General features: G+C 73.4%; 12 protein-coding genes and 1 pseudogene. 10 read left to right on the top strand and 3 right to left on the bottom strand.

Annotated elements, in window-relative coordinates:
- The first annotated feature begins 46 nt into the window (after window positions 1–46).
- Genes ACRX5S_RS10760 through ACRX5S_RS10750 form a run of 3 tightly spaced genes read left to right on the top strand, consistent with a single transcriptional unit; the run spans window position 47 to window position 3,970 of the window.
- Window positions 47–1,138, top strand: coding sequence for a M24 family metallopeptidase (locus ACRX5S_RS10760; RefSeq protein WP_436772608.1), 1,092 nt, complete (start codon window positions 47–49; stop codon window positions 1,136–1,138).
- Window positions 1,135–2,991, top strand: a complete 1,857-nt coding sequence (locus ACRX5S_RS10755) for an SDR family oxidoreductase (protein ID WP_436772607.1) — start codon at window positions 1,135–1,137, stop codon at window positions 2,989–2,991. Before ACRX5S_RS10760 ends, ACRX5S_RS10755 begins: the two co-directional genes overlap by 4 nt.
- Before the next feature lie 22 nt (window positions 2,992–3,013).
- Entirely contained in the window at window positions 3,014–3,970 is a 957-nt protein-coding gene (locus tag ACRX5S_RS10750) for a metal-dependent hydrolase (protein ID WP_436772606.1), read from the top strand.
- Between the two features lie 98 nt (window positions 3,971–4,068).
- On the opposite strand, the gene ACRX5S_RS10745 is transcribed toward ACRX5S_RS10750, so the two are convergent.
- Window positions 4,069–4,686, bottom strand: coding sequence for a DJ-1/PfpI family protein (locus tag ACRX5S_RS10745; protein ID WP_436772605.1), 618 nt, complete (start codon window positions 4,684–4,686; stop codon window positions 4,069–4,071).
- Window positions 4,683–5,633, bottom strand: a pseudogene (locus tag ACRX5S_RS10740) (GlxA family transcriptional regulator); the annotation flags it as partial. The gene ACRX5S_RS10745 and the pseudogene ACRX5S_RS10740, both read right to left, overlap by 4 nt.
- Window positions 5,634–6,042: 409 nt before the next feature.
- Here ACRX5S_RS10740 and ACRX5S_RS10735 point away from each other — a divergent pair.
- The 5 genes from ACRX5S_RS10735 (at window position 6,043) to ACRX5S_RS10715 (ending at window position 11,384) form a co-directional block, all read left to right on the top strand.
- Entirely contained in the window at window positions 6,043–6,498 is a 456-nt protein-coding gene (locus tag ACRX5S_RS10735; RefSeq protein WP_436772604.1) for a pyridoxamine 5'-phosphate oxidase family protein, read from the top strand.
- Complete coding sequence (locus ACRX5S_RS10730) at window positions 6,495–7,256, top strand: enoyl-CoA hydratase-related protein (RefSeq protein ID WP_436772603.1); 762 nt, start codon at window positions 6,495–6,497, stop codon at window positions 7,254–7,256. The genes ACRX5S_RS10735 and ACRX5S_RS10730 overlap by 4 nt, the downstream gene beginning before the upstream one ends.
- A gap of 317 nt (window positions 7,257–7,573) precedes the next feature.
- Window positions 7,574–8,527, top strand: coding sequence for an NADP-dependent oxidoreductase (locus tag ACRX5S_RS10725; RefSeq protein ID WP_436772602.1), 954 nt, complete (start codon window positions 7,574–7,576; stop codon window positions 8,525–8,527).
- Between the two features lie 97 nt (window positions 8,528–8,624).
- Complete coding sequence (locus ACRX5S_RS10720; protein WP_436772601.1) at window positions 8,625–10,157, top strand: acyl-CoA carboxylase subunit beta; 1,533 nt, start codon at window positions 8,625–8,627, stop codon at window positions 10,155–10,157.
- A gap of 339 nt (window positions 10,158–10,496) precedes the next feature.
- Entirely contained in the window at window positions 10,497–11,384 is an 888-nt protein-coding gene (locus tag ACRX5S_RS10715) for an SMP-30/gluconolactonase/LRE family protein (protein WP_436772600.1), read from the top strand.
- Window positions 11,385–11,407: 23 nt separating this feature from the next.
- Here the strand turns inward: ACRX5S_RS10715 and ACRX5S_RS10710 are convergent, their stop codons facing one another.
- Window positions 11,408–12,448, bottom strand: a complete 1,041-nt coding sequence (locus tag ACRX5S_RS10710; RefSeq protein WP_436772599.1) for an EamA family transporter — start codon at window positions 12,446–12,448, stop codon at window positions 11,408–11,410.
- Window positions 12,449–12,541: 93 nt separating this feature from the next.
- On the opposite strand from ACRX5S_RS10710, the gene ACRX5S_RS10705 reads away from it, so the two are divergent.
- Together ACRX5S_RS10705 and ACRX5S_RS10700 are read left to right on the top strand one after the other, a co-directional pair.
- A complete protein-coding gene (locus ACRX5S_RS10705) occupies window positions 12,542–13,114 on the top strand; it encodes a helix-turn-helix domain-containing protein (RefSeq protein ID WP_436772598.1) in 573 nt (190 codons plus the stop codon).
- A 469-nt stretch (window positions 13,115–13,583) separates the two neighbouring features.
- Entirely contained in the window at window positions 13,584–14,345 is a 762-nt protein-coding gene (locus ACRX5S_RS10700; RefSeq protein WP_436772597.1) for an SDR family NAD(P)-dependent oxidoreductase, read from the top strand.
- The last annotated feature ends 196 nt before the right edge of the window (window positions 14,346–14,541 follow it).

Here is a 14,541-nt window from a genome sequence, read left to right as displayed (position 1 = left end):
TCGCGCCCCGTTCCCGCACGGTTCACCTCTCCGAAAGGCGGTCGGCATGGCGACCCCGCTTACGGACCCACCCATCGGCTCGACCGGCCCGGTCGGCAGGGGCGGTTCGGCTCCTTCGGCCGGATCGGCCGGATCGGCCGGCAAGGCTTCTGCGGCCGCCTCGGGCGGACCCGTCGGCGCGTCCGGCATGACCGGTGCCGACCTCGACGGCTTCCGCGTCGCGCAACGCCTGGCCTACGACTGCGCGGAGGCGGTCGCGGCGCGCCTGCGCCCCGGCACGACCGAGCGCGAAGCCACCGCGATGATGCGGCAGTGGCTCGTCGAACACGGCGTACGCGACTGGCTGCACCTGCCGTTCGCGTGGTTCGGCGACCGCACCGCGTTCACCGGCTTCAAGGTCCCGCACCAGTTCTTCGCGACCAACCGGCGGCTCGCCGAGGGCATGCCGTTCATCCTCGACGTGGCCCCGGTGTTCGACGGCTGCACGGCCGACATCGGGTACACGACGTCGCTCGGCCCGAACCCCGTCGTGGACCGCCTCCTCGACGACCTCGCGGCGCACCGCGCGTTCATCCTCGAAGCCGTGCAGGCCGGTCGGACGCTGCGTCAGATCTATTTGGACGTCGACGCCCTGATGGCCCGCCAGGGCTACGAGAACCGGCATCGCGCCTACCCGTTCGGGGTCATCGCGCACCGTGTGGACAAGGTCTCCGACGCCCGACTGCGGCCGCACGCCTTCGGGTTCGGCATGCGCGCGCTGCGCGGCCTGCTGCACGACGGACTGCGCGGCCACCGCGAGGGCTGGTCGCCGCTGTGGAACCACCGCAGACTGTCCGACCATCCGGCGACCCCCGGCCTGTGGGCGGTCGAGCCGCACGTCGGATTCCGGGGCGTGGGAGCGAAGTTCGAGGAGTTGCTGGTCGTCGAGGACGACGGGCACGCGTACTGGCTGGACGACGACCTCCCACACGTGCACCGCTGGGCCGACCGCGGAATCCAGGGCACGGCGGCCACCGGATCCGCGCCCGGGTTCCCGGGGGTCACCGCCGTGCCCGTGCCCGTGGTCGCGGCGCCCGGACCGGCTCCGGACCAGATGTCGGCCGCCGGGCTTCCCACCGTCCCGAAGGAGTCGGCGTGACCTCGCTGTACGAACTCCCGGGAGCCCGCCGCTTCGAGGTCGTCTCGCCCGAGGGCGTCCGCCTCGCCGCCGTGGAAGCCGGGGCCGCCCACGGGCCGACGGTGGTCCTGGTGCACGGCTACCCGGACACCAAGGAAGTGTGGGGCGAGGTCGCGGCGCGGCTCGCCGAGCGGTACCGGGTGGTGGCGTACGACGTGCGCGGGGCAGGCGAGTCCAGCCGCCCGGAGGCGACGTCCGCGTACGCGCTCCGCCGACTCGCCGACGACTTCGAGCGCGTGCTCGACGCGGTCGCACCCGAGGGCCGCGTGCACCTGGTCGGGCACGACTGGGGGTCGGTGCAGAGCTGGGAGTTCGCCACGACACCTGAACTCGCCTCGCGCATCGCCTCGTTCACCACCATCTCCGGACCGAGTCTCGACCATCTCGGCGTGCTCACCCGGGAGGGGCTGACGCGCCCGACGCCGCGCCGCATTTCGCGCACGGTCGAGCAGGGGCTGCGCTCCTGGTACGTGTACGCGCTGCACCTGCCCGTCGTCCCCGACCTCGCGTGGCGCGGCCTGCTGGGCAGGCGCTGGCCCGCGATGATGACGCGGGCCGAGAAGACACTCGGCGCGCCGGAGCCATCGCTTTCCGAGGACGGGGTGTTCGGCGCCAAGCTCTACCGTGCGAACGTCCGCCGCCGCATGGCGAGTCCGCGCCCGGACGCGATCGCCCGGATGCCGGTGCAGCTCGTCGTCCCGGACCGCGAGCGCTACCTGGCCAAGCGGCTGTACGACGAACTCGACCGCTTCGCACCGGATCTGACGCGTCGTCAGGTATCGGGCGGGCACTGGGTGCCGCGTACCAGGCCGGACCTCCTGGCGCGGTGGATCGGGGAGTTCGTGGACCGGGTGGAGAGTGTGGACACCGTCGCGGGCGCCGTGGGTCGCGAGCGCGACGGGCGCGTTGCCGTGGCGGACTTGGTGCACGGCAAGGAGGCGGGGGCGAGGGGGCCCAAGGGCCGCAAGGCCCGCCGCGCCGAGGAGAACCGCCGGCGCTTCACCGGACAGCTCGCGGTGGTCACCGGCGCCGGCAGCGGGATCGGCCGGGCGACGGCACTGTCGCTGGCCGAGGCGGGGGCGCGTCTGGTCCTCGTCGACCGCGACGGGGCCTCCGCCACGCGTACCGCCGATCTTGCCGAAGTACTGGGCGCCGCCGAGGTGTTCGCGGCGAAGGTCGATGTCTCGGACCCGGCGGCCATGGAGCAACTGGCGGGCAAGGTCAAGGCGGCGCACGGGGTTCCGGACCTGGTGGTCAACAACGCGGGGATCGGCATTGCCGGTTCGTTCCTGGAGACCACGCCGGAGGAGTGGAAGCGCACGCTGGACGTGAACCTGTGGGGCGTGATCCACGGCTGCCGGTTGTTCGGCGCGATGATGGTCGAGCGAGGACAGGGCGGGCACATCGTCAACACCGCGTCGGCCGCGGCGTTCCAGCCCTCCAGGTCGCTGCCGGCGTACTCGACCTCCAAGGCCGCGGTGCTGATGCTGAGCGAGTGCCTGCGGGCGGAGTTCGCGGCGTACGGCATCGGAGTGACGGCGGTCTGCCCGGGGTTCGTGGCGACCGGGATCACCGGGGCGACGCGCTTCGTGGGGACGAGTGCGGACCAGGAGCGGTCGCTGCGCGAGAAGACCACGAAGGCGTACAAGCGCCGCGGCTATCCGCCGGAGAAGGTGGCGGACGCGATCCTGCGGGCGGTCGCCGAGAACACCGCTGTACGACCGGTCACCCCCGAGGCGCGTGCCGCGCGGGCCGCATCGCGCTTCACGCCGCGCGTGCTGCGGGCGCTGGCGCGTGTCGATCTGCCCAAGTGACGACCAGGAGGAGTTTCGCACCATGAACCCGATCCACCCGGACGCCGCGGCGGGAGTTGGGTCGCCTGCGGCGGTGATCTCGGTCAGCGACACGCCGATCCGGCCGCGCCGGGTCGCCTTCGACTGGCAGCACACTCCGGTCCACTGGGTCCCCGACGACGCGCCCACCACCCACCTCATCAACGTGCTGCACCTGCTGCTGCCCGCGGGCGAGAAGTGGTTCGTCCACGTGTACAAGGAGGCGCTGCCGTTCGTCACCGACGACAAACTCCGCGAGGACGTACGGGGGTTCATGGGCCAGGAGTCCGTGCACTCGTACTCGCACGCGGCCGTCCTGGAGCACCTGCGCGCGCAGGGGATCGAGACGTCCGGCTACACAAGGAAGTTGGAGTGGTTCTTCTTCGACTTCCTGGGCGACAAGCCGTACCTCCCGATGCCGCAGGCCGAATGGCTGCGCTTCCGACTGTCGCTCATCGCGGCGATCGAGCACTTCACCGCGCTGCTGGGCAAGTGGGTGCTGGAGGCCGAGGAGTTGGACCGCATCGGCGCGGACCCGGTGATGCTGGACCTGCTGCGCTGGCACGGCGCGGAGGAAGTCGAGCACCGGTCGGTGGCCTTCGACCTCTACCAGCACCTGGGCGGCACGTGGACGCGGTATCCGCGGCGCGTGGAGGGCATGTTCTTCACCGCGCCGACCATCATGTGGCTGTGGCACGTCGGCGCGAGCCACCTGATGCGGCAGGACCCGAACATCCCGGACCGCCGATACCGGTTCCGCGACATGCGGCGCGCGGCACGCCAGGGGCGGGCGCCGGACTTCGTCGAACTGCTGTTCTCGATTCCGCGGTACCTGAAGCCGTCGTACCACCCGGAGGGCGAGGCGTCGACGCAGAAGGCGCTCGACTACCTGGCCACCTCGCCGGCGGCACTGGAAGCCGAGCGGCGCGCGGCGGAGCGCCGGGCGCGGCTCTCCGCCTGAAGCGAGCGGGAGACGGGGTGCCGTTCATCCGCGCGCAGGCGCCCGCGTCCGTCCGCGCGGAGGCGCCCGCGTCCGTCCTCAGCGGTGCGCGCCGCCGCTCAGGCGCCCGGTTCGTCAGCCAGGTACGGCGGGGCCGGGTCGTACTGGATGTACCGGCGTACCGCACGCGCGTGGTCGCGGCCGTGCAGCCTGCCGACCAGCCACAGCGCCATGTCGATCCCGGCCGAAACGCCTTGCGAGGTAGCGACGTTGCCGTCCACGACGTAGCGCGCGTCGCGGACCACGGTGATGTCGCCGCGCGCCTCAAGGGTGTCCTCGAAACTCCAGTGCGTGGCGACGCGGCGCCCCTTCGCCGGGCCTGCCTCGTGCAGGAGCAGGGATCCGGTGCAGACGCTGGTCGTCCACTCGGCCGCGGCCGAGGTCTTGGCGATCCAGTCGAGCAGCGGGCGGTTCTCCACCTCGCGCCGGGTGCCCTGTCCGCCGGGAACGAGCAGGACGTCGAGCGGCGGGTGCCCGGCCGTGGTGGCGTCCGGCAGCATGCGCAATCCCTTTGCGGCGCGGACGGGTTCGAGGGATTCGGCGATCGCGACGGCCCGGTCCTCGGTGGTCGGGTCCTGGCTCGCGCGCACCATGGCGGAGGCGGTGAAGACCTCCCACGGGCCGACGAAGTCCAGTTCCTCGGCGCCGTCGAACAACAGCAGTCCATACGTGGTCATGGCCGGCCTTTCGTGCTTCGGAATCGGTCTCTGTAGTCCGTGGGCGACACGCCCACGCGGCGGTGGAAGGTGCGGCGCAGCGTCTCGGCGGTCCCGAACCCGCAGCGGCGTGCGACCGCCTCCACCGGGTCGTCGCCCTCGGCGAGCGCGCGGCGCGCGGCCTCGACGCGGACCTGCTCGACGTACACCGTCGGCGGGACGCCGCACTCGGCGGTGAAGCGCCGCTGGAAGTGCCGAGCGCTGAGCCCGGCGCGCTCGGCGAGCGTTTCGACGGTGTGCCGGGCCGCCGGGTCGGTGGCGACCGCCTCGGTGGCGGCGCGGATCGGGTCGGTGGCGGGACGTACCCCCCACAGCGGTGCGCTGAACTGCGATTGGTTGCCGGGCCTGCGCAGGTAGAGGACAAGGTGCTGGGCGACCAGGTGCGCGAGTGCGCGCCCGTGGTCGTCCTCGACGAGGGCGAGGGCGAGGTCCATGCCGGCCGTGACGCCCGCCGAGGACCAGATGGGCCCGTCGTGGATGAAGATCGGGTCCGGATCGATCGCGATGCCCGGGTACTCGCGCCGGAACTGCGCGACACGGCACCAGTGGGTGGTGACGGTGCGCCCGGCCAGCACTCCGGCGGCCGCGAGGAGGAAGACGCCGCTGCACACGGACGTGGTCCGGCGCGCGTGCCGGGCGACCTCGCGTACCCAGGCCACCAGCACCGGGTCGCGACTCGCCTCGTCGACCCCTCCGCCGCCGACCACGACGAGCGTGTCGACGTCGGCCGGGTCGATGTCGCCGATGCCGTACGCCGCCTGCACCGAAAGCCCGCTCTCCGACACGACCGGCCCGGCGCGCCGGGCGGCGACGAGGCAGCGATAGCCCTCGATGTGCGCCATCACCTCGAAGGGGCCTGCCAGGTCGAGGGACTGGAGGCCGGGGTAGGTGAGGAAGACGACGGTGCGCGGGGCGGGGCGTCGGGGTGCGCGGTCTGCGGTGCCCTGGGGCTCGCGGTGGTCGGCCTGTCGGTCGGCGTCCTGGGGCGTGCCTTGGGGCGTGTCTCGGGACGCGCCTCGGTCGGCGTCCGGCACGGCCTCGCGCTCGGAGCGTTGCTCGGGATCTCTTGCGGTACGTCGGGCCACGCCCACAGCTTCGCGCGTGCGCCCGGTGTCGTCCACGCCACGTACCCCACAGATTGCGCCATCGCGCCGCCGAACGCCGCGGCTGGTGAACCGCACGCCGATCACCTGCCATCCGCCGATGATCACCGCATTGAGATGGCCGTCCATCCGCCCTACGCTCGCCTGACAGTCCGTCAGATTTGTGCGCCGGGGATCTGGCACCGCGCGTGGAGCCCGGCAGGAGGAGGAGCGGATGAGCGTACGTCTGTCCGATGACGAGGCGTGGGAAGCGCTCGCGTCGTCGCACACCGGAATCTTCACGTCGCTGCGGGCGGACGGGTTCCCGGTGTCCCTGCCGGTGTGGTTCGTGGTCGAGGGGCGCGAGGTGTGGGTCGCGGGGGCGGCGTCGACGTACAAGTTCCGACGCGTGCGGCGCGACGACCGGGTGTCGTTCCTGGTCGAGTCGGGGATGAAGTGGTCCGAGCTGCGCGCGGTGCAGATCACCGGCCGCGCGGTACTGGAGCCCGCGCCGGACTGGGCGCACGTCGACGCGCTGTTCGACGCCAAGTACCGCGACTTCCGCACGCCGCGCCCCGAGATGCCCGCGAGCGCGCGGGCACGGTACGACGCAGCCCGCGCACTGCTCCGCATCCGCCCCGACGGCGACGTGCTGACCTGGGACAACGCGCGGCTGGAGACCGGCCGGTGAGCGGCACGAGCAACGGCGCCGACTACGCGACCGAAGGAATGCGGGCGGACCTGGACGACGCCGTCCTCACCCTCACCATCGAGCGTCCCGACGCGAAGAACGCACTCACGCTGGCCATGCGGCAGCAGATCGAACGGGTGTGCGCCGCGGTCGACGCGGACGACGCCGTGGCGGTGGTCGTCCTGGCCGCCGTCGACCCCGTCTTCTGCGCCGGGGCGGACATCAAGGAGATCGCCGCGCTCGGCGCCGGACTGCCGCCGACCAACCCGGGCGCCGCGCTGCGCGCCGTCCGCAAGCCGGTGATCTGCGCGGTGAACGGCGCGTGCGTGTCGGGTGGCCTGGAGCTGGCGCTGAGCTGCGACTGGATCATCGCGTCCGACCGCGCGTTCTTCGCCGACACGCACGCCCGGCTCGGCGTGCTGCCGCGCTGGGGGCTGTCGGCGCTCCTGCCGCGCGCGGTGGGGGTGCGCCTCGCCAAGGAGATGACCGCGACGGGCCGCCGCGTACCGGCCGCCGAGGCACTGCGCGCGGGACTCGTCAACCATGTGGTCCCGCACGCGGAACTCGCCGACCGGGTCCGCGAGTCCGCACGCGCGGCCGGCGCCACGGACCGCGCGGCGGTCGCCGCCTCACTCGCGCTGTACGACGCCGGGGACGGCTCCGGGGACGCCTTGGCCCGCGAGCGCGAGCGGGCACTGACGTGGGCCCCTCCGGCAACGTTCGGCGGCGCCGGGGGCACGGCCGGTCCCCCCTCCTGACCGGGCACGCCCGCGCCGCGCTCCGGCGCGCACGGCCTCGCGTACGCCGCGCAACGCGGAGGACCGGGCGAGCCGCCGGGCCCGGGAGAAGCCCCGGCCAAGAACGCAACCGACGCAACATCCCCAGCCCGCGCCGACCACTCCACCCAACCCCTCAAGAGCCGCCCGCCCCACCCCCGTTCCCCACTCGTCCGACACCCCGTTCCTCGTGCCCGCGGCCCTCACCCGTACGGCTTGCTCCCGTTGCCGATGTGCGGCAACGCGGTGACCATGAGCCAGGGGGCCGACCCGTTACGGCCGCCGGTCTGGAGGACACAGTGCGCGCGGTTGCTGTCGCGAAGCCCGCGGGCGAGCCCGAGCTCATGCGGCTGCCCGTTCCCGAGCCCGGGCCGGGCGAAGTGCTGATCAAGGTGGTCGCGGCGGGGCTGAACCCGCTCGACTGGAAGCTCGCCGACCGGGCGCGTCGCGGCGAGACCGCGGACGAGGCGGTCTACCCGCTCATCTACGGTGTCGACTTCGCCGGCAAGGTGGCGGCGCTCGGGCCCGGCGTGACGCGGTTCGCCGAGGGCGACGCGGTGTTCGGGCAGCCGAAGCGGGTGCCGGTCGGCGCGTACGGAACCTACGCCGAGTACGTCATCGCCGCCGAGGACGGTGTGCTGGCCGCCGCGCCGGAATCGCTGCCCCTGCCGCTGGCCGCCGCGCTGCCGACCGCCGGACTGACGGCGATGTCGATGCTGGACCGGTCCGGTCTGGCCGAAGGGCAGACGCTGCTGCTGGTCGGTGCGGCAGGCGGCGTCGGCTCGTTCGTGACGCAGTTGGCGTCGGCGCGCGACGTACGGGTGGTCGCGGTGACGCGCGGCGTCGGCGAGCACGAGATGGGCGAACTGGGCGCGGCGGACACCGTGGACGCGCGCGGCGGCGTGCCGGCGGACGAGTTGCGGGAGGCGTACCCCGAGGGCGTCGACGCGCTGATCGACCTGGCGTCCGATCCCGAGCGCTTCGCGGCGTACGCGGACCTCGTCGCCGACGGCGGCGTCGCCGTCAGCACAATCGGCGCCGCCGACCCCGAGGCGCTGGCGCGTCGCGGCGTCGAAGGCGTCAACTTCGTCGTCGCCCCCAGCGCCGACCTCCTGACGCGCCTCGCCGCCGAAGTCGACACGGGCCGCGCAACCGTACGCCTCGGCGCCCAGGTCCCCCTCGCCGACGCACCCGACGCCGTAGCCCGAAGCCGAGCCGGCAAAGCCCGCGGCAAAACAGTAATCCTCGTCTGACCCACGCGTCCCCGAAGCTTCCGCGCCCCCGCGGCAGCACGGAAGCCACACGCCCCCACCCCTCCCCCAAATGCTTGACTCGGTCTACTATTGGCGGATGACCGGAAGTCCTTCACATCGTGACGCCTGGAAGCCGCTGCTCGACGATCTCGCGGGACGCCGTACGGCGTCGCGGGCGATGGGCGGGCCGGCGAAAGTCGCCCGCTACGGTGCCGCCGGGCGGCTCAACGCTCGGGCTCGGATCCGCGCGCTTGTCGACCCCGACTCGTTCGAGGAGTTGGGGACGCTCGCGGGTGGCGCGGAGTCGCCCGCGGACGCGTTCGTGGCGGGTTCGGGGCGGATCGGCGGGCGTACCGTCTTTGTCGGCGCCGAGGACTTCACCGTCCAGGGCGGGTCGATCGGTGCGTCGGCGGCGGCCAAGCGCGCCCGGCTCGCGCGGCTCGCGGGTCAGGAGCGGGCGCCGCTCGTGATGATCCTGGAGGGCGCGGGGCACCGCGCGACCAATGCGCTCCAGGGCCACACCGCGTCGCCCAACGACCTCCAGGCGATCACCGAACTGTCCGGGATCGTGCCGACCGTCGCGATCGTCGTCGGACCCTCGGCCGGGCACGGTGCGCTCACCGCGCCGCTGTCGGACTTCGTGATCATGGTCGACGGCGCGGGCGCGCTGTTCACCGCGGGCCCGCCGCTGGTCGCGGCGGCCACCGGCGAGAAGGTCGACAAGCAGACACTCGGCGGCACTGCCGTGCACTGCGTGCGGAGCGGCGTCGCGCACAACGCCGTCGCCGACGACGCGGCCGCCCTGACGCTCGCCCGCCGCTACCTCTCCTACCTGCCGTCGAACGCCTGGCAGCGGCCGCCGTACACGGGTGCCGCGCAGGGCAACGCCGACACCGGGCCGCGTCCGACGGACGAACTGCTCGATCTGATCCCGCCGGACGCGCGGCGGCCGTACGACATGCGGGCCGTGCTCGACACGGTGTTCGACACCAAGACCGTGCTGGAGATCCAGCCGCGCTACGGCGGCTCGGTCCTCACCGCCCTCGCCCGCCTCGGCGGACACGCGGTCGCCGTGCTGGCCAACCAGCCGTCGGTGCGCGCGGGGACCATCGACGCGGACGCGGCGGCCAAGTCGGCGCGGTTCCTCGACGTGTGCGGGGCGTTCCACCTCCCCGTGGTCTTCCTCGCCGACAATCCCGGCGTGCTGGCCGGAACGGCGTCCGAACAGGCCGGGATCCTGCGCGCCTCGGCCCGCATGTTCGCCGCCCAACACCGTTTGCAGGTACCGAAGTTGCACGTGACCCTGCGCAAGGCGTTCGGCTTCGGCTCCTCCGTCATGGCGATGAACCCCTTCGACGCGCAGACCGTCTCGTACGCCTTCCCCGGCGTCACCCTCGGCGGCATCCCCGCCGCGGCCGGCGCCGCGACCGCCAAACAGGACGAGGCCACCCGCGACCGTCTCGTCGCGAACGAGGCCTCCGGCCCCTGGCGTTCGGCCAACGCCCTCTCCTACGACGACGTCATCTCCCCCACCGAACTCCGGAACGCCCTGCTCAACGGCCTGTCCCGAAGCACCGAACGCCACGCAGCCCCGGTCCACCCGGTAACCCGCACCGGCTACCTCCCCTGACCCGCCCCACCGCCCCGAAGCCGCGTCATCCCCCACGCCCGACACGACCCGGCCCCGGACCGCCCCATGCGCGGCGAATGACTCGATGCCCCACCCCACATCGCGAAGACCGCACCGCCGACCCGTCCCGCCCCTGCCGGGAACGGCCCCTCCGACGGCCCGGCCGCTGCCTCTCGGCGGTCATCGCCGGATGCCCGGGGCGGGGCGGACGGGCGGTGCGGCGGCGGTGCGGCGGGCTGTGCGGATGGGCGTCGGGTACGGGAGTCAGGCGAGGTGCCGAGGCCGGAGACGGGGCTGTGTCACTTCCTATCTCGGGGTGGGTCGGGTACGTAGGACGGCATGGTGACACGTGTGACGGTGCTTGACGGACTTTGTTTCGGCGAGGGACCCCGGTGGCATGACGGGCGGCTTTGGCTTTCGGATCTGGTGGGGCATCAGGTCCTCGCCGTGGAGGTGCCCGAGGATTTGGGCTCCCTTGCGGGGGGCGCGAAGGCCGAGACAGTGGTCGCGGAGTACGGGGACCAGCTGTCGGGGCTGGGGTGGCTGCCGGGTGGGGATCTGCTCGTGGTCGCGATGGGTGAGCGGCGGGTGTTGCGGCTCCGGGACGGGGTGCTGACGACGCACGCCGACCTGGACGGGCTCGGGACGCACCACGTCAACGACATGGTGGTGCGGTCGGACGGCTTCGCGTACGTCGGGCAGATGGGGTACGACTTCCACACGCACGGCAGCCGCCCCGAGCCGATGCCGTTGATCGGTGTCGCGCCGGACGGCACCGCGCGGGTGGTCGCCGATGACCTCAACTGCGCCAACGGGATGGCGCTTTCGCCGGACGCGGGGCTGCTGGTGGTGGCCGAGAGTGCGGCGCGGCGGTTGACGGCGTTCGATGTGGCGACGGACGGATCGTTGTCCGGGCGCCGGGTGTTCGCCGCGCTGGGCGACGGCGACCACCCGGACGGGATCTGTCTGGACGCCGAGGGTGCGGTGTGGGTCGCGTGTCCGGTGTCGCGGCGGTTCATCCGGGTGCGGGAGGGCGGCGAGGTCACCGACAGTGTCGAACTGCCGGACGAGCGCCGCGCCATCGCGTGTGTGCTGGGCGGCGGCGATCGGCGCACGCTGCTGATGGTGACCGCCGCGACGCTCGGGGACGCCGCGAAGTCGCGTGAGCTGCGCGCCGGTCGGGTCGAGGCGGTGCGCGTGGCGGTGCCGGGAGCCGGGCGTCCCTGAAGCGCAACGCTGCTGAGGACCGGTCAGCCTGCGGCGAGAAGGATGGTTCCGGCCAGGGCCAGGCCCGCACCCAGGGCCTGGGCCGGTCGCAGGCGTTCCTTGAGGAACACGCAGGCCGCGAGGGCGGTGACGACCGGGTAGAGCGAGCCGAGGACGGCCGCGACGGTGACGGGGCCGTTTTGGGCGGCGGTGGCGTATGTGCCGTTCGCCGCCACGTCGGTCACTCCGACGATGGTGAGGGCGGGGAGCAGGGCCCAGGGGATGACGCGTGGCGGTGAGAGGGAGGGGCGTTCGGGCTCGTGTGACGCCGCGGAGGACGGCTCGGCCGCCGGGAGTTGTGACGGCTTGGCGGTGGGTTGCGTCCGCGCAAGCGTGGGAGTCCGGGCGGGCTCGCGGCGGGGGCTCGGGATCGGGCGGCGTGGGTCGGGTTGGTCGTGCGGCGCGGGTACGGGCGCGGGCGCTGGGCGGCGTCGTTCGGTCGCCAGCATCACGGTGCCGCCGACGGCGATGTTGATCGTGCGCTGCACGAACTGTGCGAGGAACAGCCCCGTCAGGCTCGCGGACGCCTCGGTGATCAGGGCGAACACGCTGCCGAAGCCGAGGGCCGCGCCCGCGGTGAGCAGGAGCGTCCGGCGCTGGATCGCCGCGCCGCCGCCCAGTTTGGCGCCGCCCGCGAGGGCGATCCCGGCGACGGCGACGGCCATGCCGAGGTACTGCGGAACGCCGGGGCGGTCGCCGTCCACGGCAAGGCCGATCGACACCGGGATGACCACTCCGGCTGTGGCCAGCGGCGAGACGACGCCCATGGGTCCGCGGGCCAGGGCCTCGTAGAAGCACAGGAGGGCCAGCGGCCCGACGAATCCGGCCGCGACCGCGAACCACAGGCGCGGCCCGGCCTCGGACACCGCGCCGGTCGCCAGCACGACCACGCCGAGCACCGCACACGCCGCAGTCTGCGAGAGGACGACCACCCGGGCCGTGGGCATACGCCGGGCGAGCAGCCCCGCGCCGAAGTCGGCAAAGCCCCACAGCACGCTCGTGACGAGGGCCAGAGTGACCGTCAAGACGACCTCACAGTGCAGTACGGTGAACCAGGCAGTGCATTACAACGTAGTACTGCACAGTGAACGCTGTCATTCAGAATATTGGACGGTCCGATGCCCGACCTGGAAATCGTCGCCCAGTCGCTCGCGCGCAACACCAAGCGGGTACGGCAGGCCCGCGGCTTCACCCTGGACCGGCTCGCCGCCCGCGCGGGGGTCAGCCGCGGCATCCTCATCCAGATCGAGCAGGCCAGGACCAACCCGAGCATCGGCACCGTGATCCGGGTGGCCGACGCACTCGGCGTCAGCATCGCGCAGTTGCTGGACTACTCCGACGCGCCGACGGTGCGCGTCACCGCGGCCGAGGATGCCGTCGAGTTGTGGCGCACGGACGCGGGGAGCAGCGGGGTCCTGCTCGCCGGCACGGAGGCTCCCGGCCCCCTGGAGCTGTGGACGTGGCGGATCATGCCGGGCGAAGGGCACGACTCGGACGCCCATCCCCCGGGCAGTGCCGAACTCGTCCGGGTCGACGAGGGCGAACTGACGCTGGTGGTCGACGGGCGGGAGTACCGGGTACCGCAGGGGTCGACGGCGCACTTCGAAGCGCATCACGCGCACGCATACCGCAACACGGGGGCCGTGGTCACGGTGATCACGCTCGCGGTGTCGATCCCGCCGCCGGCGTAGGCGCGGGGAGTGCGGCGCGGGGGGCGCGGCACGCAAGCGCGGCACGCGGTGCTGCGCGGGGAGGCGCGGGGGCGCGGCGCGGGGGGGTCCGGTGCACGGGCGCGGGGTCCGGTGCGCGGGTGCGGTGCGGGGCGGGTACGGCGCGCAGGGTGCGGCGCGGGGGTCCGGTGCACGGGTGCGGCACTCTGGGTGCGGAGCGCGGGGGTGCGGAGCGCGGCGTCCGGTGCGGGGGTCCCGGTGCGAGGGGTGCGATACGGGGGTGCGGCGCGCGGGGTGCGGTGCGCGGGGGCGGTGCGTGGTTCGGGGGTGGGGCGTGAGGGCGAGCCGGTGAGTGGCGGAAATTGCCTCTGCCGGGAGGTCCCTTTTTGGCACAGCGTGCCATACCGTGGACCGCGCCGGATCTGACGCGCAGTCAAGCCACCGCGCGGCCCCGGCGGCTCGCCACCGCGTCGTCCAAGGAGCAGCGACCATGAGTGTTACCCCCGCGCAGTCCGCCCGCACCGTCCTGGTCACCGGCGGCGGTTCCGGCATCGGCCGGGCGATGTCCGTCGCGTTCGCGGCGCTCGGCGACCGCGTCGTCGTGGCCGACCTCGCCGAGGAGACGGCGGCCAAGACCGTCGCCGAGATCCAGGCGGCGGGCGGCACGGCGACGGCGGTGCGCGTCGACGTCGCGGACGAGGAGTCGGTGGCGGCGATGGTCGCCGCCACGGTGTCCGCGTACGGCGGCCTCGACGTCGTGTGCAACAACGCGGGCGTGCTCGACTCGATGGGCCTGCTGGAGGACATCTCCCTCGCGGAGTGGCAGCGCACGATCGGCGTCAACCTGACCGGCGTCTTCCTCGTCGCGCGCGCGGCGCTGCCGCACCTGCTGGAGAGCAAGGGCAGCATCATCAACACGGCGTCCGAGGCGGGCATCCGCGGCGGGTGCGGAGGGCCGTCCTACACCGCGTCCAAGCACGGGGTCGTGGGGCTCACGCGCAGCATCGCGTACATGTACCGCGAGCAGGGTGTGCGCGCGAACGCGATATGCCCGGGCGCCGTGAACACCAACATCGTGCAGGGCGAGATGAGCGAGCAGGGCTTCGGCCGCCTGTCCGGCGTGCTGATGAACGCGGGCGCGATGGCCGAGGCGGAGCAGATGGCATCTGTCGCGGTGTTCCTGGCCTCGGACGCGGCGTCGTACGTCAGCGGCGCGATCCTGCCGGTGGACGGCGGCTGGTTCGCGGGCTGAGGCCACGGCTCCGGCGGACAAGCTCATCCTGGCTGCGGGCCCCGGCCTGCCTGTGACCCGGCGGGCTCGGGAAACGAGCGGGGGCAGGGGCGGGGGCAGGGCCCCGGAGGGTCAGCGCAGGGTCGCGGTCGGCGAGGGGATGCCGGCGGCCAACACCTCGGGGCGGCACCGCGCGTGCGGACGCGGCGGTGCCGCC

It is taken from the genome of Yinghuangia sp. YIM S09857, assembly GCF_051388915.1.
Classification (GTDB): Bacteria; Actinomycetota; Actinomycetes; order Streptomycetales; family Streptomycetaceae; genus Yinghuangia.
This window is presented reverse-complemented; position numbering and strand designations above follow the sequence as displayed.